Origin of the sequence: Dysosmobacter welbionis, from assembly GCF_005121165.3 — a bacterium.
In the GTDB taxonomy this organism is placed as follows: domain Bacteria; phylum Bacillota; class Clostridia; order Oscillospirales; family Oscillospiraceae; genus Oscillibacter; species Oscillibacter welbionis.
Window position 1 is genome coordinate 3,027,613 of the sequence record NZ_CP034413.3, and the last position, 19,447, is coordinate 3,047,059.

General features: G+C 57.0%; 16 protein-coding genes and 3 pseudogenes. 15 read left to right on the forward strand and 4 right to left on the reverse strand.

Features of this window, described 5'->3' with window-relative positions; translation table 11 throughout:
• Positions 1–15: 15 nt before the first annotated feature.
• The 6 genes from EIO64_RS15865 to EIO64_RS15880 all read left to right on the forward strand — a co-directional run bounded on the left by EIO64_RS15865 (position 16) and on the right by EIO64_RS15880 (position 4,540).
• The gene (locus tag EIO64_RS15865; RefSeq protein ID WP_025543713.1) at positions 16–972 is read left to right on the forward strand and encodes an ABC transporter permease; all 957 of its coding nucleotides are present in this window, start codon (positions 16–18) and stop codon (positions 970–972) included.
• Positions 973–994: 22 nt separating this feature from the next.
• Positions 995–2,467, forward strand: a complete 1,473-nt coding sequence (gene hydA, locus EIO64_RS15870; protein WP_119310762.1) for a dihydropyrimidinase — start codon at positions 995–997, stop codon at positions 2,465–2,467.
• A gap of 410 nt (positions 2,468–2,877) precedes the next feature.
• Positions 2,878–3,180, forward strand: coding sequence for a putative DNA binding domain-containing protein (locus EIO64_RS15875; protein ID WP_207754055.1), 303 nt, complete (start codon positions 2,878–2,880; stop codon positions 3,178–3,180).
• A 24-nt stretch (positions 3,181–3,204) separates the two neighbouring features.
• Positions 3,205–3,363: a Fic family protein gene (locus tag EIO64_RS19285; RefSeq protein ID WP_353734004.1), complete on the forward strand. Its 159-nt coding sequence runs from the start codon at positions 3,205–3,207 to the stop codon at positions 3,361–3,363.
• A gap of 56 nt (positions 3,364–3,419) precedes the next feature.
• Positions 3,420–3,665, forward strand: coding sequence for a DUF6718 family protein (locus tag EIO64_RS19290; protein ID WP_429835198.1), 246 nt, complete (start codon positions 3,420–3,422; stop codon positions 3,663–3,665).
• Between the two features lie 116 nt (positions 3,666–3,781).
• Positions 3,782–4,540 (forward strand): IS5 family transposase, encoded by a 759-nt coding sequence (locus EIO64_RS15880; RefSeq protein ID WP_158629822.1) that lies wholly within the window; start codon positions 3,782–3,784, stop codon positions 4,538–4,540.
• Positions 4,541–4,737: 197 nt separating this feature from the next.
• On the opposite strand, the gene EIO64_RS15885 is transcribed toward EIO64_RS15880, so the two are convergent.
• The 4 genes from EIO64_RS15885 to EIO64_RS15900 form a co-directional block, all read right to left on the reverse strand.
• On the reverse strand, positions 4,738–5,640 hold the full coding sequence (locus tag EIO64_RS15885; protein WP_021750414.1) for a YitT family protein: 903 nt from the start codon (positions 5,638–5,640) through the stop codon (positions 4,738–4,740).
• A gap of 73 nt (positions 5,641–5,713) precedes the next feature.
• Positions 5,714–6,655 carry a glycine betaine ABC transporter substrate-binding protein gene (locus tag EIO64_RS15890; RefSeq protein WP_136891618.1) on the reverse strand — a complete coding sequence of 314 codons (942 nt, stop codon included), beginning with the start codon at positions 6,653–6,655 and terminating at the stop codon, positions 5,714–5,716.
• 68 nt (positions 6,656–6,723) lie between these two features.
• Entirely contained in the window at positions 6,724–7,494 is a 771-nt protein-coding gene (locus EIO64_RS15895) for an ABC transporter permease (RefSeq protein ID WP_025543709.1), read from the reverse strand.
• The gene (locus tag EIO64_RS15900; RefSeq protein WP_021750417.1) at positions 7,476–8,633 is read right to left on the reverse strand and encodes an ABC transporter ATP-binding protein; all 1,158 of its coding nucleotides are present in this window, start codon (positions 8,631–8,633) and stop codon (positions 7,476–7,478) included. The genes EIO64_RS15895 and EIO64_RS15900 overlap by 19 nt, the downstream gene beginning before the upstream one ends.
• A 307-nt stretch (positions 8,634–8,940) precedes the next feature.
• Here EIO64_RS15900 and EIO64_RS15905 point away from each other — a divergent pair, with 307 nt between their 5' ends.
• From EIO64_RS15905 to EIO64_RS15935, 9 genes and pseudogenes are all read left to right on the forward strand, one after another.
• Entirely contained in the window at positions 8,941–11,622 is a 2,682-nt protein-coding gene (locus EIO64_RS15905; RefSeq protein WP_021750418.1) for a sensor histidine kinase, read from the forward strand.
• A gap of 151 nt (positions 11,623–11,773) precedes the next feature.
• The gene (locus tag EIO64_RS18875) at positions 11,774–11,905 is read left to right on the forward strand and encodes a hypothetical protein (RefSeq protein WP_021750419.1); all 132 of its coding nucleotides are present in this window, start codon (positions 11,774–11,776) and stop codon (positions 11,903–11,905) included.
• A gap of 120 nt (positions 11,906–12,025) precedes the next feature.
• The gene (gene kdpF, locus EIO64_RS19295) at positions 12,026–12,103 is read left to right on the forward strand and encodes a K(+)-transporting ATPase subunit F (protein WP_081692053.1); all 78 of its coding nucleotides are present in this window, start codon (positions 12,026–12,028) and stop codon (positions 12,101–12,103) included.
• Positions 12,104–12,139: 36 nt separating this feature from the next.
• A pseudogene (locus EIO64_RS15910) lies at positions 12,140–13,944 on the forward strand (potassium-transporting ATPase subunit KdpA).
• Positions 13,945–13,959: 15 nt separating this feature from the next.
• Positions 13,960–16,019: pseudogene (gene kdpB / locus EIO64_RS15915) on the forward strand (potassium-transporting ATPase subunit KdpB).
• Positions 16,020–16,034: 15 nt separating this feature from the next.
• Positions 16,035–16,718: a K(+)-transporting ATPase subunit C gene (gene kdpC / locus EIO64_RS15920; protein ID WP_025543707.1), complete on the forward strand. Its 684-nt coding sequence runs from the start codon at positions 16,035–16,037 to the stop codon at positions 16,716–16,718.
• 40 nt (positions 16,719–16,758) lie between these two features.
• On the forward strand, positions 16,759–17,643 hold the full coding sequence (locus EIO64_RS15925) for a hypothetical protein (protein WP_025543706.1): 885 nt from the start codon (positions 16,759–16,761) through the stop codon (positions 17,641–17,643).
• A gap of 147 nt (positions 17,644–17,790) precedes the next feature.
• The gene (locus tag EIO64_RS15930; RefSeq protein WP_025543705.1) at positions 17,791–17,985 is read left to right on the forward strand and encodes a hypothetical protein; all 195 of its coding nucleotides are present in this window, start codon (positions 17,791–17,793) and stop codon (positions 17,983–17,985) included.
• A 103-nt stretch (positions 17,986–18,088) separates the two neighbouring features.
• A pseudogene (locus EIO64_RS15935) lies at positions 18,089–19,431 on the forward strand (TrkH family potassium uptake protein).
• Positions 19,432–19,447: the final 16 nt, after the last annotated feature.

The window sequence follows — 19,447 nt, forward strand, 5'->3', positions numbered from 1 at the left end:
GGGAGGAGTTCATTGATGAACGCCAAATTAAATGTTTCCAGAATTGCCCGGAATTACGGGACGCTTTTCGCTTATATCATCATGCTGCTGGTGTTCTCGATCCTGGCGCCGAGTGCTTTCCCGACGCTTTCCAACGTGATCAGCATCCTGCGGCAGATCGCCATGCTGGCCACCATCAGCCTGGGCCTGACCTTCGTCCTGATCACCAAGCGCTCGGATCTGTCCATCGGCTACAGCACAAGCTTCCTCGGGATCGTAGTGGCTGCGCTCCTGGTCAGGGCTGGAATGAACATATGGCTTGCTGCATTGATCACGGTCCTTCTCGGCGCACTGATTGGACTGATCAACGGCGTTGTGATCGCCTATCTAGGAGTTCCGGACTTTATTGCATCTTTGGGAGTCGGTTACGTGGTGGCTGGCATCAATCAGGCCTATACCAAAGGCCACCCCATCTCCAATCTCCCGGCGGACTTTGAGATCTTTGGCGCTCAGCGACTGGGCGGTGTGATCCCGAACGCGGTTATCATCATGCTGATTGTACTGGTCGTGTCTAGCATTATCCTCAACCAGACAAAGTTGGGACGATACATATATGGCGTGGGTGATAACGAAGAGGCATCTCTGATGTCCGGCGTCAATACGCGCTCCACCATTGTGTGGGCCTATGTTTTCTGCGGCATTGCCTGCGGCGTCACGGCCGTGATGCTGACTTCCAGACTGGGCTCTGCGCATCCTCAGGCTGCGGAGGATTACTTGCTGGATGCTATTGCGGCCGTATGGCTGGGCGGCACCGCTTTCAAAGACGGTGAGCCGAATCTGGCTGGTACACTGCTGGGCGCTCTGATTATCGGAACAATGGCCAACGGCCTCACGATCCTCAATGTCTCCTACTACTATCAGGATATTGCGACTGGCCTGATTATTCTCGCCGCCGTTATTATCACCTCGGTTCAGAAGAGCCACAAGAATTAACGAAGGATTGGAGAATACTTGTATGAGAACACTGGTAAAAAACGGGACCATTGTCACAGCAGAGAGTGAGTACAAAGCAGATATTCTCATTGTCGATGAAAAGATCACGTCAATCGGCACCAATCTAGAAGGCCCCTTTGATAGAATCCTGGATGCAGAGGGCAAATATGTGCTCCCCGGCGGTGTGGACAACCACGCCCACTTTGAGGCGCTCAATACGGACGGCATCACCACAAACGAGCCCTATGCCACTACCTGGGTGGCCCTGCAGGGAGGAACGACTACCATTGTGGACTTCTGCACCAATGAACCCGGCATGAACCTGGTGGATTCCGTCAACTACCGCCTGAATGTCCGCGCCAAAGGCAAGGTGGCTCCCGACATCGCCATTCACGCCTGCTGCAACGATTTCACGGATGAGACCGTCGGTGAGATCAAAAAGCTGGTGGAGATGGGTGTTCCCACCATGAAACTGTTCCTGGCCTATAAGGGCACCTCCCTCTACATGGATGACAGCAAGCTGCTGGCCTGCCTGGAGGAGGCTGGCAAGCAGGGCATGACGATGATGGTCCATGCGGAGAATCCGGACGTTCTGGATAAGTGCCGCAATGATGCGGCCGCTACCGGACACTATGAGCCAAAATACCACTACATGACCCGCCCCCCCTACGGCGAGGCGGAAGCCGTCTCCCGTGCCATCCGGTTTGCGGATGCCATGCACTGTCCCATGTGCATTGTCCATGTCAGCTGCATCGAGGCTGGCGAGGAGATCCGCAAGGCTCGTGCGGAGGGCAAGGCGGTGATCGGCGAGACCTGTCCCCACTATCTGGTGCTGGACAAGCACAAGATGGACCATCCGGACTGGCACATCGCCGCCCGGTGGATCTGCTCTCCGGCCCTGCGGGACAAGGAGGACCAGGATTACCTATGGAAGGCGCTGAATAAGGATTGGCTGTCCATCTGCGGCTCTGACAATTCCGGCATCCCCCAGGCACAGAAGAACTGGGGCTGGGACGAGGAGCATCAGCGCTGCGACTTCCGGATGGTCCCTAACGGTTGCCCCGGCGCCGGCGACCGCATGAATGCCCTGTGGACCTATGGCGTTGCCGCCGGCCGCATGACACGGCAGAAGTTTGTGGATGTGTGCTGCACCACGCCGGCCAAGCTGAACGGCATCTATCCCCGCAAGGGGACCATCCAGGTGGGCGCTGACGCGGACCTGGTGCTGTTCGACCCGGACTACAAGGGGACGATCACGCTGGAGACCAACCCCACTGGCGTGGAGTACAACGTGTTCGAGGGCCTGGAGCAAATCGGCCGCGCTGATACGGTGTTGCTGCGCGGCAGCGTCGTGGTGGAAAACGGCAGGTATCTGGGTGAAGTTACAGAAGTTGTGGCTGACGGCATTACCTATCAGGGATGCACCAGCGCCAACGGCAAGTTTATTCCCGGCAAACCCTATGGTTTGGGATATGACCTCTTGAAAAGATCATAAGAAGAGGATTGCAATCGGGATGAACTCCTTGAACTTTCACGGATGTATAAGAGACGATGTTGATCAATTTCCTATCAATGCTGTAACAGGGCGCCGAGTACATACTCGGCGCCTTCTGTCATCATCCAGTTTGCATATGCGAACTACCTTTATTACATAGGGAACGTTGTAAGTGTAAAACGATTATAAGAATATGAGGCTATCCCGCCGAAAGGCCGATCTTAACTTATATCGTCTGTATCTCAGAAAATATTTCCTGTTGGCTTGACAAAGAGGGCGTGCCCATTTTGAAGAAATTGACGAAACCATTATCTGCTTAGTACGATGACTGGAATGTTAATATCATCAATCTGCTGGAGACCTACGACCGTCTGATTGCGTTTGGTCAAAAGAACCTCAGCACCCCCTTTGTGCAGGAGGGCATCCAGAGCATCAGCACCAGAAATCGCATCCTGCGTGAGCTCTGCTCCCAAAACCCGCCCATCTCCAAAGTGTTCCGGGAGATTGGGCTGGCGGACGAACAGGGATCCGGGATGGGGAATACTTATAAGTACACAAAGCTCTACTCCGGCGGGAGCCCGGAATTTATTGAGGGTGACGTGTTCCACACAGTCATGCCGCTTGCTCCAATTACGGCTGAAATGGTTGGACCGCAGGACGTCACCCATGTGACCCTACATGATACCCTGCTTGAGCGTATCCTTGTTTTTTGAACGGAACTGCGCTCTAAAGCGAGGATTATGCAACACTGTGGTTTTCAGGATTTCAAACATTTCACGCAGAAGTATCTTAAACTTTTGCTGAACCTTGGGATGCTGAAGATGACCCTTCCCGATAAACCTCAGAGCCACAGCCAGAAATATATGACGGTGCAAGGGGCTGTACCTAAAAATTGAACACAATTTGGAATAAAGAATTGAAGGCATGATCTTGGGTAATAAAAGACTATATTGTGGCGAAAAGCTTTGATAAGTTAGGCTGCCTTGCATACCTCTGTAAGACGTCTAATGAGGCTTGGTACCTTTCAGGTATACTAGAGGTTCTGCAGGCTGTCGGCGTCCAGATCGTGATCCTGGATGGTCCTGAGATTTATTCGGAGTGTGTCCCTACACGTATGTGGAGGACATGGAGAATATCATTGATCGGGGGGACAGTTGGACAGGGGTTTATAATGCAGAAGATTACCCGGAGATACTGAGGAAGAATTCCATGCCGCTTACGATAAAGAGGTCCAGAATGAGCCCGTCGGGAAGATTAGGCCTTGTTTGAAAAATAAAAGTTACACAAGAAACCAAGTTATGCGAAGCTATGAGCATGAAACGATATGAATTAACAAAAGAACAATGGGAACGGATCAAGTCGCTGCTGCCACCAGAAGAAATGGGAAAGCGGGGGCGCCCCCGGAAGGATAACCCGATTATGCTCAACGGAATGCTCTGGATCGTCCGGAGCGGTGCGCAGTGGCGTGAACTGCCGGAGACTTATGGCCCTTGGCAGTCTATATACGCCCAATTCGCTAAATGGGGGGATGACGGCACTCTGGAAGTGGTATTCCACACACTGTCTACGGACGCGGATATGGAGAACCTGAACATGGACTCCACCTGCGTAAGGGTGCATGAAAGCGCAAATGGCGAGGAAAAAACGGCAGATAAGGCGGTTGGCCGTACCAAAAGCGGATGGAACACAAGACTCCACGCTGTTGTAGACGGTCTGGGAAACCCGCTGGAGTTCCGGATCTCCGCTGGAAATGGCCACGATTCGGTTCACGCTGTTGAACTGCCGCAAAAGGTCAGAATCGGCAGGAGTGCCGTGCCGCCAGACCGGGCCTATGGTGCCCGGACGATTCGGGAATATATCTCAGCGCACAGGGCCAGCTATGTGATCCCGCCGCAAAGCAATGTTTCCGATCCCTGGCCGGTTGACTGGCATCTGTATAAAGAGCGCCATCTGGTGAAGTGTTTTTCCCAGAAAATCAAGTGGTTTCGCAGAATCGCCACCCGATATGACAAGCCGGATGCTTCCCTCTTGGCCTTTGTGTATTTTGCCGCCATCGCTATTTTGTTACTTTAGCACAATCTCCGCCTTTTTTCGAATAAGCCCTAGTAAGCGACCCCATCCTTTTTACGGATAACCGGTTGGGAAATGGAGAAGCAAGGATACTGCCGATATCCGGTGATTTGCGCGTGAGGGAAGAATATCCGGGCAGAAAGCCGTTGCCGGGTGAAAGCGCCTAACCTGTTGGGCACACACTGCTGTTACCGTCATCCTCACAACCGTTTCTGAAAATTGCCCGCCACGGAAACATCCTCATCCATGATAATAAAGGAATTGGGATCTTCTTCCCGCAGGATTTTCCGCAGGTGGAGCGCCTCCTTCTTAGAAACTACTGTCAGCAGCAAGTCGGACGGCTCGTTGCTGTAAGCTCCGACGCCAGTCCACTTCGTCACGCCGCGGCCGGCATATCGGAACACCAACTGCTCCATGGCCTCAGATTTGGTGATGATCAGCATGGTGACCATTACATTCTGCAAGTGCATCCGGTCCAGAGTCAGGTAGGTGGTGCAGCCGAAGATGATGCTGTAAACCACCACGTCCTGTTCAAACAGGAGGAGGCCGATCCCGTATACGAACACATTCAGGATCATGGCGATTCGCCCCACGCTGAAATCCGGCTTTTTCTGGACGCACAGCAACCCCAGGATCTCCTCGCCGCCGCCGGAGCATCCCGCTGTCAGCGTCATGCCCGCCCCGACGCCGCATACCAGCCCGCCGATGACGCAGGCCGCGATTGTCTCGTCAAACAATCCTTCCGCCGGGATCGGGATTAGGGCCAAAAAGGCACTGTAACAGACGATGCAAAGGGCGGTCTTTGCAAAGAAAAAGTGCCCGAACCGGAACCAGGAAATCAGCAGTAGAGGAATATTCAGCAGAAAATAAAGAATGCCCGCCAAGTCGCCGATCTGCTGGATGGCAGGGAAGAAATGCAGCAGCAGCATTCGCAGCAGCTGCGCGATTCCCAGGAATCCCCCGCTGTACATATCATGCGGCAGAATGATCCAGTTCATGGAGGCGGAAAACAGCAGGGAACCCAGGATGATTTGAGCGGCTTCCTGCACCGGATGTCCCTTGTACAGCTCCAGTGCCGTGGGGCTGTCATGCGTTTGCTCCATTTCTCATCTCTCCTTTTCGCTCTGTGGAGAAGCCCTGGCACAATCTGTGCCAGGGCTTCTCCACAACTTGATCTTACTCAGTCGCCAGGCCGTGTTCCACCAGGAACTGGTGGGCCACCTCCTGGGCGCTCATGCCGTCCACGTCCACTTGGGCGTTCATGGCAGCCATGGTCGCCTCGTCGATGGCACCGTCCAGTCTGGACAGTATCTCGGCCAGTTCGGGGTCGGACTCCAGGAGCTCGGCATCCACAAAGTTCACAGCGTAGTAAGGCGGGAAGAAGCTCAGATCGTCCTCCAGCATGGTGAGGCCCAGCTTGGACAGCAGAGCATCGGTGGCAAAGGCGTCCACCACGTCCACCTCGTCGTTCTCAATGGCGGTATAGCGCAGGCTGGCGTCCAGGCCCTTCACGTCCTGGAAAGCGGTGCCGTACTTGCTCTCCAGCAGGGGCAGGCAGTCCTCGCGGTCCATAAACTCCACCGTGCAGCCGAGACGCAGCTCCGGGGACTTCTCAATCAGGTCAGACAGAGAGGTCAGGCCATATTTCTCCGCAGTCTCGGGCTTGACGCTCATCACATAGGTGTTGTTATAGCCCAGGGGGTTGGAGGTCTGGATCCCGTGCTCCTCCAGCATCAGATCGTGGACGGTCTGCCACACCCGGTCCTTATCGGTGTCCATAGGCTGGGCCAGCAGGTTCAGCAGCGCCGTTCCAGTATACTCCACAAACATATCGATGCTGCCCTGCTCCAGGGCGTCAAAGCACATGGCCGCGCCGGACAGGCCGAAACGCTGTTCCACCTCATAATCGGTATTTGCCTCGATCAGCTCCGTGTAGATCTCACCCAGAATGTTGACCTCGGTGAAGTTGGAGGTGCCCACTACGATGGTCTTCTGATCGCCGCTGCCAGCTTCAGACCCGCTGCCGCCCGCATCAGAGGGGGTCCCGCCGCAGGCGGCCAGAGAGAGGGCCATGGCGGCGGCCATCGCCATACAGGTGAATCGTTTCAAGTGTTTCATACAAATAGACTCCTTTTCAGAATGGGGTGTTGATATGGTTGAGATATCGAATCTGCCTCACAGAGGACTCATGCGATGATAGAGGCGTAGGATGCCACAGAAACCACCAGCAGGGCTCCGCACAGCGCGGCGGCCATCGCCTTCCGGCGGGACCGGACCGACAGGCTCAGGTTTTTGATCTGGTCCTGAGGCAGCAGTCCCTCGCTGGTGAAGGCCCGCTCCACGCGGCCCAGGAGGAAATCCAGAGTCAGTGCCATCAGCGCGGCGGCCACGGCTCCCATGATCGTCATGGGGTAATTCAGGGAGTTCATGCCCAGCTGGATGAAGGAGCCCAGGCCGTTGGCACCGGCGAAGGCGGCGATGGTCATGGTGCCCACAGAGCTCACCGCGGCGATGCGGATGCCGGACATGATGTACGGCATGGCCATGGGCAGCTCCACCCGGCGCAGCTGCTGCATCCGGGTCAGGCCGATGCCCCGGGCCACTTCCATGGAAACGGGGGAAATGCCGGAGATGCCGGTATATGTATTTTTCAAAATGGGAAGGAACGCATAGACGAATACCATGAAAATGGCCAGCGTCTCACCCACGCCCAGAAAGGGAATGCCCATGGCGAGCAGCGCCATACAGGGGATGGACTGCATCACGTTGGCGATTCCGATCACCACATTGGATACCGCTTTGTTCCGGGTGATGAAGATGCCGAGGGGAACGGCGATGATCAGGGCCAGCACCACGGAGAAGCTGGTCATGGCCAGGTGCCGGAGAAACTCCTCCAGCAGACTGTCCCACTCCTCCACATAAATGGAGAAATAATCCATCAAAGTGTAGCGGGACATATCACTCCGCTCCTTTCTCCGGCGGTATGTTCCGGAACGAACTGCTTGCTCATGGTGGCCAGAATGATGCTCTTCGTCAAATAGCCGAGCAGCTTCCGGTCATGCTGGATCACGGGAATAATGCCGGACACATCGTAATCAATGGTGGCGATGATCTCTTTCAGGGAAGTTTCCCCCTCCACGGCGATGTAATCATCGGATATGTAGTATTCTATGGGGTCGGCCTCCCGCTTTCCGATCAGCTCCTCCAGCCAGACGACACCCAGGAGCGTCTGCCCCTTATCCAGCACCAGCAGGCTGTCCACGCTGTTGTGCCTCATGATCTGCAGGGCCTGGATGACGGTGCGCCCCTTTGAAATAGTGAAGGGACGGCGGCGCATGATGTCCGCTGCGCGGATATATTCCGGGTTGGCCCACAGCCGGTTGGCGCCGATGAACTCTGTGACGTACTGGTTCGCAGGGTGCTTTAGAATGTTTTCCGGGGTGTCACACTGGGCGACTTTTCCATCCTGAATGATGCAGATGCGGTCGGCCAGCTTGATGGCTTCGTCCATGTCGTGCGTGACGAAGACCACCGTTTTTTGCGCCTTGGTCTGCAGATCATGGATTTCGTTCTGCAGCTCCGCCCGGGTCATGGGATCCAGGGCGGAGAAAGGTTCATCCATCAGGACGATGGGCGGATTGGCGGCAAAAGCCCGGGCGATGCCCACCCGCTGCTGCTGACCGCCGGAGAGCTGGGATGGGTACTGGCCCCGGTAGATTTCCGGGTCCAGATTGACCATCTTCAGCATCTTATCGACCCGGTCCCGGATGGCCTCTTTGGAAAAACGGGCGATCTGCATGGTGAGGGCGATGTTTTCTTCCACCGTCAGGTGGGGGAACAGGCCGCCCGACTGTACCACATATCCAACCTTTTTGGGAAGGTCCTGGACCTTGATCTGTTCTACGGGAATGCCGTCGATGGAAAGCGAGCCTCCCCGCAGGGGAAGCAGCTTGTTGATGCTCTTCAGCAGGGTGGTCTTGCCGCATCCGCTGGAACCGATCAAAACGAAAAATTCGCGGTCATGGATTGTCAGCGAAACACCGTCCAACACAGGCTTATCTTTGTAGGCGATGCGAACGTCTTCAAATTCGATCATGTCTCCTCCATCTTCACATCGTAATTGAATCGAGCGCTGGTTTGCCCATATTATGGGCTGTGATTTATTAAAATGGGATTAAGTTCTGCTCAGCGGGCATTAAGATTCCATTTCATTGCGTGTGAGGTGGGGGCGGAGCTTCTGAATGGGCTCCAGAAAGGAAATGCGAAAGCTGGGATATACGCCGCCTACACGCCTCTTAATCCAATCTTAATGCTGTGGGCGAAATACTTATATAATTATGGTATCCTGCATGATAGGATAAGGCTGTTGAATTCCGATCCAGAATCATGGGAGATGAAGATATATGGAAAAAACAGAGAACAGCACTCCCTATTCCCCCCGGTACGGAGAGGCGGAGACCGGAGGCACCGGAAGACTGAAGATCTTTTTCGGGTACGCGGCAGGCGTGGGCAAGACCTACGCTATGCTGGAGGCAGCCCATCAGGCGCAGAAAGAAGGCGTCGACGTGGTGGTCGGCTATGTGGAGCCCCACGCCAGGCCGGATACACTGGCGCTGCTGGAAGGGCTGGAGGTCCTCTCATGCAGGGAGGTGGACTACCGGGGGATCCGGCTGCGGGAGTTTGACCTGGACGGAGCCCTGGCGCGCAGACCACAGTTGATCCTGGTGGATGAACTGGCTCACAGCAACGCCCCGGGCTGCCGCCACACCAAGCGGTATCAGGATGTGGAGGAGCTGCTGCAGGCGGGGATCAATGTCTATACCACAGTAAACGTGCAGCACCTGGAATCTCTGAACGATCTTGTCACCTCCATCACAGGGATCGTGGTGAACGAACGGATCCCGGATCACGTGTTTGACCGCGCCAACCAGGTGGAACTGGTGGACATTGCGCCCGCTGACCTGGAAAAGCGGCTGGAGGAGGGGAAGATTTACCGGCAGCGCCAGGCGAAGCAGGCGCTGGAGAATTTTTTTACCGCCGAGAATCTGACGGCCCTGCGGGAGATCGCCATGCGCCGGACAGCGGACCAGCTCAACCGCACGGCGGTCCAGGAGAAAAAGGGGAAGGCCGCGCGGGCGGGAGACCATATTCTGATCTGCCTGTCCTCAGCCCCCTCCAACGCCAAGGTGATCCGCACGGCCGCCCGGATGGCCGAGGCGTTCCACAGCGGCTTCACGGCGCTCTTTGTCCAGACACCGGAGACCAAGGAGCTGTCCGGAGAGAATATCAAACGCCTGCGGAGCAACCTGCGCCTGGCGGAACAGCTGGGCGCACAGATCGCCACCGTCTATGGCGCGGACCCGGCGGAACAGATCGCGGAGTACGCCCGGGTCAGCGGTATCACGAAAATCGTCATGGGGCGCGTGAATCACCGGCAGCACCCCTGGATCGGGCAGAAAAGTCTGGCCGACCGGTTGATCGAGCGGACGGACCTGGATGTGTATATCATTCCGGACCGCCAGCCGCTCTATAAAAAGCCCCTTGGAAAGCTCCGGAAGTCCAGAGTCCGCTTTTCCTGGAGAGACGCCGTGGTCACGCTGCTGTGCCTGGCGATCTCCACAGCGGTGGGGTTTGCCTTTGATTGGGCGGGCTTCAGCGAATCCAACATCATCACGATCTACATTCTGGGCGTATTGGTGACAGCAGTCAGCACCAGCGGGCATCTGTATGGAGCAGCCAACTCCCTGCTGAGCGTGCTGGCGTTCAACTTCTTTTTTACCGAGCCGCGCTTCACCCTCCAGGCTGACGGGCCCAGCTATCCCGTCACGTTCCTGATTATGCTCTCATCCAGCATCATCGCCAGCTCTCTGGCCAGCCGCGTGAAGGAGCAGGCCCGCATGGCGGCGGAAAAGAGCTACTATACGGAGCTGCTGCTGGGAAGCAGCCAAAAGCTGCAGACCATCCGGACGGAGTGGGACTGTCTGCGCCTGACGGCGGAGCAGCTCAGCCGCATGTTTGACCGGCCGGTCATTTATGCCCTGAACGACGCCGACAAGGAGCTGGACTTCCGGATCGAGCCGGCGGACGAACACACGCTTCTGGAAAAGCTGAGCACGGAAGAGATCGGCGTCGCCAAATGGGTGCAGAAAAACAACAAGCACGCCGGCGCCACCACGAATACGCTTCCGGACTCAAAATGGCTGTTTCTTTCCGTGCGGGGCACCCGCGGCGTGATGGGGATCGTAGGAGTTCCCATTGCTGGTTATGTGGTCCCGGACGCTTTTGAAAAAAACCTGATGGTGGCACTCCTGGGAGAGTGCGGCCTCAGCCAGGAGCGTATTCGTCTGGAGGAGGAGCGGAACCAGATCGCGCTCCAGACCCAGCGGGAGAGCCTCCAGGCCAATCTGCTCCGGGCGGTCTCACACGATCTGCGCACACCGCTCACCAATATCAACGGCAGTGTGGGCATCCTGATGGGGAAGGATCAGACGCTCAAGCCGGAAGTGCGCGAGCAGCTGTATACCGCGATTGACGATGACACGAACTGGCTCATCAACATGACGGAAAATCTGCTGGCAGCCACACAGCTGGAAACTGACAGGACCAAGCTGAAAACCGCTCCCGAACTGCTGGAGGATCTGTTTCAAAGTGCTGTCCGGCAGTTGGACCGGCGGGCAAGGGACCACCACATCTCAGTTGATCTGGAGGACCAGACGCTCATGGCGTCCATGAACGCGGGGATGATTCAGAGGGTCATCATCAACATGATGAACAATGCGATCCAATATACGCCCAAGGACTCCCATATCATTCTGAGCGGGACCCGCAGGAAGGACTGGGTGGAGATCAGCGTCTCTGATGATGGCCCCGGGATCCCGGATGAGGCGAAAAAGCACCTGTTCGATCTGTTTTATACCGCGGAGCAGGGAAAGCCTGACAGCAAGCGGGGACTGGGGCTGGGACTGCATCTCTGCCAGTCTATCGTCAATGCCCACGGGGGGACGATCACCGTCTCCGATCACGCACCATCGGGGACAACCTTCCGGTTCACCCTGCCCGCAGTTCGGACAGACGGCGTGAAATGAGCGTCCAGGACGGCGGTTTTTCATTAATGTTTTGTTAATACCGCCAGAAATTTCTTAATCCCCTTTTATAACGCGCTGCGCTATTCTAGAAAACGCGAACGGGAGAATAGGGGGCATCTGTGCCTGCTACCCGGAGCGAAAGGAGAATCTTATGAAGGAGTATCTGCTGATTCAAGTGGCCGCCGCTGCTGCCATTGGGATCGCCGCGTGGCGGACTCTTCCGGAGACGATGATGTGTGCAGCCTGCGGGCAGCTCCAAAGAAGAAAGGAGTTTTCAAGATGATGGATGTATTGATGGTAGGCACCCTGGCGGTCAGCTTCGGCCTGGTATGGCTGCTGATCCGCTGGTGTCAGAAACAGCTGGACGACCCGGAGTCGTAAGCGCAGAAAGGAGATCATAACCATGATTGCACTTGGAATTATCGTTCTGCTGCTGGGCGCTTATCTCGTTTACGCGCTGGTGCATCCGGAGCGTTTCTGAGATGCCTGATACCGCAGAAAATAGGAGGAATACGATATGTTGCAGCTGGCGCTGACAATCATCATCTTTCTGATCATTGTCATTCCGGTTGGACGGTATATGTATCATATCGCCACATGGAACCACACACTGGCCGACCCGGTCTTTGACCGTCTGGACGGCGTCATTTACAAAATCGGCGGCGTGAATCCCCATCAGGGTATGAACTGGAGACAGTACGCTCTGGCTCTGGTGGGAACCAACGCGGTCATGGTGGCCATCGGCTACCTGATCCTGCGCATTCAGAGCGTCGGGATCTTCAACCCCAACAGCATCGGCAACATGGAGCCGACCCTGGCGTTCAACACCATCATCAGCTTCATGACCAACACGAACCTGCAGCATTACTCCGGCGAGTCCGGACTGAGCTACTTAAGCCAGATGCTGGTCATCATCTTCATGATGTTCGTCTCTGCCGCCAGCGGCTACGCTGCCTGCATCGCGTTCATCCGCGGGCTGACCGGCAAGACCAAGGACGACGTGGGCAACTTCTTCGCCGACCTGACCCGCATCACCACCCGCCTGCTGCTGCCGTTCTCCATCGTGGGCGGCCTGCTGCTGGTGTGGCAGGGCGTGCCCCAGAACTTCGACGCCAACATCGTGGTGAATACACTGGAGGGCACCTTCCAGACCATCGCCATGGGTCCCATCGCCGCACTTGAGATCATCAAGCACCTGGGCACCAACGGCGGCGGCTTCCTGGGCGCAAACTCCACCACCCCGCTGGAGAACCCCACGATCATCTCTGACATGATCGAGCTGTACTCCATGATGCTCTTCCCCGGCGCCTGCGTCATCACCTTCGGCAAGATGGTGCGCGGCCGCAAGAAGAAGGATGCCGCCGGCGACAAGGCGCTGGCCGGCAGCGAATCCGCCGGCCAGCTGTCTGCGGGCGGAGCTGAGCAGGGCCCCGCCTGAAGGACCACAGCCTGACGGCGTCCATCTACGGCTGGGAGGGCCGCACGATCTTCCTGGCCATGGGTATCATCTTCCTGGTCGGCCTGGGCGTGTGCTACTGGTCGGAGCTCCAGGGCAACCCGGCTCTGGCAAAGATCGGCCTGGATCAGTCCATGGGCAGCATGGAGGGCAAGGAGGTCCGGTTCGGCATCGCCCAGTCGGCCATGTTCACCACCACCACGACCTCTTTCACCACCGGCACCGTCAACAACATGCACGATACCCTGACGCCTCTGGGCGGCATGATCCCCTTGCTGCACATGATGCTGAACGTGGTCTTCGGCGGCAAGGGCGTCGGCCTGATGAACATGATTATGTACGCCATCCTGGCAGTGTTCATCTGCGGCCTGATGATTGGCCGTACGCCCGAATACCTGGGCAAGAAGATCGAGGGCCGGGAGATGAAGCTCACCGCGCTGTGCATCATCATCCATCCCTTCCTGATCCTGTTCTTCTCCGCGCTGGCGGTCTCCACCTCCGGCGGCCTGGAGGGAATCACCAACCCGGGTTTCCACGGCCTGAGCCAGGTGCTGTATGAGTACGCCTCTTCCGCGGCCAACAACGGCTCCGGCTTTGAGGGTCTGGCAGACAACAGCTACTTCTGGAACATCACCGCAGGCCTGGCCATGTTCTTCGGCCGGTACCTGTCCATCGTGATCCAGCTGGCCATCGCCGGTTCCCTGATGCGCAAGCGGTTTGTCAACGAGACCGTGGGCACCCTGCGCACGGACACCCTGTCCTTCGCTGTGATCTTGGTGTTCGTAGTCTACATCTTCGCAGCGCTGACCTTCTTCCCCGCGCTGGCGCTTGGCCCCATCGCAGAGCATCTGACCCTGTGGGCCTAAGGAGGGCGTTTTCATATGAGTAAGAAACAAAATAAGAAATTTATCACCCCGGAGATCCTCCGGGGGCGGTGAAGGGCGCGTTCGTCAAGCTCAATCCCCGCTATATGATGCGTAACCCCGTGATGTTTGTGGTGGAGATCGGCTGCTTCATCACCCTGCTGCTCTCCTTCTTCCCCGGCCTGTTCGGGGACGTGGACGCAGGCTCCCTGCGGATCTACGACATCATCGTATGCGTGATCCTGTTCATCACGGTGCTGTTCGCCAACTTCGCCGAGGCTGTGGCGGAAGGCCGGGGCAAGGCCCAGGCCGCCAGCCTGAAAAAGACACAGAAGGACACGGAAGCCCACCTGCTCCATGAGGACGGCAGCGAGACCATCGTCCGTTCCAGTGAGCTGAAAAAGGGCGACATCGTTCTGGTGGTGGCTGGCGAGGTCATCCCCGGCGACGGCGAGGTCATTGAGGGCATCGCCTCCGTGGATGAGTCCGCCATCACCGGCGAGTCCGCCCCCGTGGTCCGCGAGAGCGGCGGCGACTTCTGCTCCGTCACCGGCGGCACCACGCTGGTGTCTGACTGGCTGAAGATCCGCATCACCTCCGAGCCGGGCAACAGCTTCCTGGACCGGATGATCGCCCTGGTGGAGGGCGCCAGCCGCAAAAAGACCCCCAATGAGATCGCACTGAACACCCTGCTGGTGTCCCTGACCATCATCTTCCTGATCGTGGTGGTGACCATGTATCCCTTCGCCGTATACAGCGGCGTACAGATCCCCGTCTCCACCCTGATCGCCCTGCTGGTCTGCTTGATCCCCACCACCATCGGCGGCCTGCTGTCCGCCATCGGCATCGCGGGCATGGACCGTGTCACCCGCTTCAACGTCATTGCCATGAGCGGCAAGGCAGTGGAGGCCTGCGGCGACGTGGATACCATGATCCTGGATAAGACCGGCACCATCACCTTCGGCAACCGCTTGGCCGCCGACTTCTTCCCGGTGGAGGGCGCCAGCCGCAGCGATCTGATCCGCTGCGCGGCCCTCACCAGTCTCCACGATGACACCCCGGAGGGCAAGTCCACTCTGGAGCTGGCCCGCCGCCTCGGCGATAACAGCGTGGAGCCCGCGGGTTCCAGCTTCCTGGAGTTCACGGCCCAGACCCGCATGAGCGGCGTGGACCTGCCTGACGGCACCAAGGTGCGCAAGGGCGCCAGCGACGCCATTGAGCAGTATGTGAAGGAAAACGGCGGCAAGGTCCCCGCGGATCTCCGCACCCATGTGGAGGAGGTCTCCTCCCTGGGCGGCACGCCTCTGGTGGTGTGCGAGAACAACAAGGTCCTGGGCGTCATCTACCTGAAGGATACGGTGAAGCCCGGCATGGTGGAGCGGTTCGAGCGCCTGCGGGCCATCGGCATCAAGACCATCATGTGCACCGGCGACAACCCCCTGACCGCGGCCACCATCGCCAAGGAAGCCGGCGTGGACGGCTTTGTGGCAGAGTGCAAGCCTGAGGACAAGATCGCCCTGATCAAGAAGGAGCAGGCCGAGGGCAAGATCGTCGCCATGACCGGCGACGGAACCAACGACGCCCCCGCCCTGGCACAGGCCAACGTGGGCCTGGCCATGAACTCCGGCACCACTGCCGCCAAGGAAGCGGCCAACATGGTGGACCTGGATTCCGACCCCACCAAGATCCTGGAAGTGGTGGAGATCGGCAAGCAGCTGCTGATCACCCGCGGCTCCCTGACCACCTTCTCCATCGCGAACGACGTGGCCAAGTACTTCGCCATCATCCCGGCCATGTTCAAGCTGGCTGTTCCTGAGCTGAACGTGCTGAACATCATGGGGCTGGCGACCTCTTACAGCGCCATCCTGTCCGCGCTGATCTTCAACGCCATTATCATCCCCTGTCTGATCCCCCTGGCCATGAAGGGCGTCAAGTACCGCCCCATGTCCTCCGGGAAGATGCTGGGCCGGAACATGATGATCTACGGCCTGGGCGGCATCATCGCCCCCTTCGTGGGCATCAAGATCATTGACCTGATCATCGCCCCGGTGCTGGCTGCCCTCGGCTTTGGTATGTAAGGAGGAACCTGAATGATGAACGAGAAGAAACATGGCATTGGCCACAATATCCGGCAGGCCGTTCTGGTCACCGTGGTATTGCTGGTGCTGTGCGGCCTGGTATTTCCGGTGCTGCTCAGCGGCCTCTCTGCTGTGATTTTCCCCAGCCAGGCCAAGGGCTCTCTGGTGACGGCAGACGGCATCGCCGTGGGCGCCAAGAACGTGGGTCAGGACTTCACCGAGGATTACTTTATGTGGTGCCGTCCCTCCGCGTACAATTACAATACTTACTATGAAGAGGACACCGACGGCGACGGCCAGGTGGAGCAGTACTACAACGACGGTTCTGAATTCGCCGGCCTGAGCTCCGGCTCCAACAACTACGCCCCCTCCAACCCCGCCCTGACGGAGCGGGTGGAAGCGGACATCGAGGAATTCCTGGAGAAGAATCCCGGTGTCAGCCGGGAGGATATCCCCACTGACCTGATGACTGCCTCCGGCTCCGGCTTGGATCCCCACATCTCTCCCGCCTCTGCGGAGGTGCAGATTCCCCGCATTGTGGAGGCCTCCGGCCTGAGTGAGGATGAGGTGCGCCAGATCATCGCCGACAACACCAAGGGCAAGACCCTGGGCGTGTTCGGAGAGGAGACCGTCAACGTGCTGGGCGTGAATCTGGACATCGCCCTGGCCATGGGCCTGGTGGGTGAGATCTCCAAGTAATCACGGGCCCCGGATGCCTTCTTGGGCAGAGGACACTGGTATGCAGTTTCATTTTGAGAAAACGCTGGAAAAGCGGTATGAGCCGCAGGTCACTGTTACGAACGAGACCCCGGCGTGGCTGATGATTTGCCTGGCGGAGTCCATAAAGGACTGGATCGGCCAGAGTCCCAGAATCTTTTGCAAAAGTGAGGAGCCGTACCTGCAGTTCGGCTATGAGGTGCTGACGTTCCCGGTTGCGGAGTTTGCACAGATTTTCGGCCCGCTGATCTATGCGATCAATCAGGCATGGCCTGTGCAGGTATTTGGAATGGGAAGCCAGGATGAGCTGGTCGAGCTGTCCTTCACAAAGGAGGGGACAGCCCCCACTATCCAGCAGAAGAACGTCTCCGGGATTCCATGTGCGGAATTGAGAGACCTGTACTTTTGCGTGAAGTTCCCGGATCCTCTGGCGGCGGACTGTATGTTCCGTTTGCTGGACGCGGTGGAGAAAAAGTCTGCTGCCGTGGCCCTGGAGTGGGAGTACGCCGATTTTCTGGAACAGCAGCGGCTGGCAAGAATTGACCGGACACTCTCCTATTGCTATGTCTCCCTTGAAGAAGAGGAGAGCGCGGACCCGGTCGGATGGCTTTCCGGACTGACGCTTCAGCAGAAATGCGAACTGTGGCGGATGTTTTTGGGAAAGCGGCTATTTCTGCCGGAATTCGAATGGCTCAGAGATGCAATGCTCCAGGGAGCTGTTCCAAACTGGATCGAGTGGCATTTAGCACTCTATCGTGTTCTGGAGGAAGAGAACATTCGCTTTTTCTGTAAGGACGGACAATTTGAGCTGCTGGACAAGGAAGGACACCGCATCTATTTCGGTGTAGACCATTCCGAGGCGGCAGAGCAGGTGCTGATGAAAGTCCTGTTCCCGCTCAACCAATGACCGAGAGATTCTGAAATAAGGCTGAAAGGCGGACCGGTACATCCGGTTCGCCTTTCAGCCTCTTATGATTCCTTAATACGGGAAACGCTTTCTTTTTCCCGATTTAAGCTGAAAAGCAGTATGATAAGGCCAAAGGAAGGGATGATTATGATGACCTGGAAAACGAGGCTCCTGCATTTTGAGCGCATGTGTGATGGGCTCGTGGAGCATTTCCTGCTTCAACACAAGATCCTTGGATTTCTATTGATTTTTATTGGGATGCCTCTGGTGACGCTGTCGGCAGTATGTATTTGCTCCACCGTTCTTGTACTGCCGCTGGCCTTGGCGTTTGGGTACCTGTGAAGAGGACCTTAATACAATTTTAATACGAGCCCTTAAAAATTAATGCCCCTTTAAGACGAAAAGTGGATAATGTGATTAAGACTCCATAAAGACATATTAAGGGGTGGGGCTTACGCAGCGGCCTTTTCATAAAAGCTGGTCGTCTCCGTTTCGGATCATCATATTCGGATTTCTCTTGGTGATTCTGCTGGGGAGCTTCCTGCTGATGCTTCCGGTTGCCACAAAAGAAGGTGTTGTCACGCCGTTTTCGGATGCTCTGTTTACTGCCACGTCGGCGGTATGCGTGACAGGCCTGGTTGTTCACGACACTGCTACTTACTGGTCGAATTTCGGACAGTTCATCATCGTATTGCTTATCCAGATCGGGGGCCTTGGGGTGGTAACCGTGGCCGGTGCTTTCGGTATCCTCTCCGGGCGCCGGATCGGCCTGATGCAGCGCAGCACGATGCAGGAGGCCATCGCTGCGCCGAATGTGGGCGGGGTCGTGCGCCTGACAGGTTTTATCCTGAAAACTGCCTTGGTGGTAGAGCTGTTGGGGGCTGCCGCGCTGTTCCCCGTTTTCTGGCAGGAATTCGGCTTGATAAAGGGACTTTGGTATGCCCTGTTTCACTCTATTTCCGCCTTTTGCAATGCGGGATTCGACTTGATGGGGATCAAGGAGCCCTTTTCGTCTCTTGTGGATTACGCGGACAACCCGGTGGTCTCCGTTGCGATCCCGCTGCTAATTATCATCGGCGGCATTGGATTCTTGACTTGGGATGACATCCGTACGAACCGCCTGCACATAACCAGATACCGGATGCAGAGCAAGGTGATTCTGGTGGTCACCGGCAGTCTGATTCTGCTTCCCGGCATCTATTTCTTCCTGTTCGAGTTTGCGCGGGAGCCTGTGGGGAAGCGACTCCTCTTATCCTTTTTCCAGGCGGTCACGCCCCGAACTGCGGGTTTTAATACGGCGGATTTGACCGCTATGAGCGAAAGCGGGCAGACGATTATCACCATGCTGATGCTCATAGGTGGTTCGCCAGGCTCCACTGCGGGCGGCATGAAAACGACAACGCTGGCGGTTCTTCTGGCGAACGCGCTGGCGGTTTTTCGGCGCAATGAGTATCCGCATTTCTTTAACCGCCGGATCTCCAAAGAGACCATCTCCCAAGCGGCGACAATTTTTGCGATGTATCTGGGGCTGTTTCTGGCCGGAGGACTGGTAATCAGCCGAATGGAGGGGCAGCCTATTCTGGACAGCCTGTTTGAAACGGCTTCGGCCATCGGAACTGTGGGCCTGTCCTTGGGACTGACGCCGCAGCTGCATACGGTCTCACGCCTGATTTTGATCGGCCTGATGTTCTTTGGACGGGTAGGGGGCTGACGCTGATATTCGCTGCCCTTTCCAGCACCCAGAATTCCAGCGCCCGACTGCCGCAGGAGCGGATTACGGTAGGGTGAATCTGTAAATAAAGAG

Coding starts and splice junctions, on each gene's coding strand:
- EIO64_RS15865 (WP_025543713.1), top strand. CDS start 16: ATGAACGCCAAATTAAATGTTTCCAGAATTGCCCGGAATTACGGGACG.
- hydA (WP_119310762.1), top strand. CDS start 995: ATGAGAACACTGGTAAAAAACGGGACCATTGTCACAGCAGAGAGTGAG.
- EIO64_RS15880 (WP_158629822.1), top strand. CDS start 3,782: ATGAAACGATATGAATTAACAAAAGAACAATGGGAACGGATCAAGTCG.
- EIO64_RS15885 (WP_021750414.1), bottom strand. CDS start 5,640: ATGGAGCAAACGCATGACAGCCCCACGGCACTGGAGCTGTACAAGGGA.
- EIO64_RS15890 (WP_136891618.1), bottom strand. CDS start 6,655: ATGAAACACTTGAAACGATTCACCTGTATGGCGATGGCCGCCGCCATG.
- EIO64_RS15895 (WP_025543709.1), bottom strand. CDS start 7,494: ATGTCCCGCTACACTTTGATGGATTATTTCTCCATTTATGTGGAGGAG.
- EIO64_RS15900 (WP_021750417.1), bottom strand. CDS start 8,633: ATGATCGAATTTGAAGACGTTCGCATCGCCTACAAAGATAAGCCTGTG.
- EIO64_RS15905 (WP_021750418.1), top strand. CDS start 8,941: ATGGAAAAAACAGAGAACAGCACTCCCTATTCCCCCCGGTACGGAGAG.
- EIO64_RS18875 (WP_021750419.1), top strand. CDS start 11,774: ATGAAGGAGTATCTGCTGATTCAAGTGGCCGCCGCTGCTGCCATTGGG.
- kdpF (WP_081692053.1), top strand. CDS start 12,026: ATGATTGCACTTGGAATTATCGTTCTGCTGCTGGGCGCTTATCTCGTT.
- kdpC (WP_025543707.1), top strand. CDS start 16,035: ATGAACGAGAAGAAACATGGCATTGGCCACAATATCCGGCAGGCCGTT.
- EIO64_RS15925 (WP_025543706.1), top strand. CDS start 16,759: ATGCAGTTTCATTTTGAGAAAACGCTGGAAAAGCGGTATGAGCCGCAG.
- EIO64_RS15930 (WP_025543705.1), top strand. CDS start 17,791: ATGATGACCTGGAAAACGAGGCTCCTGCATTTTGAGCGCATGTGTGAT.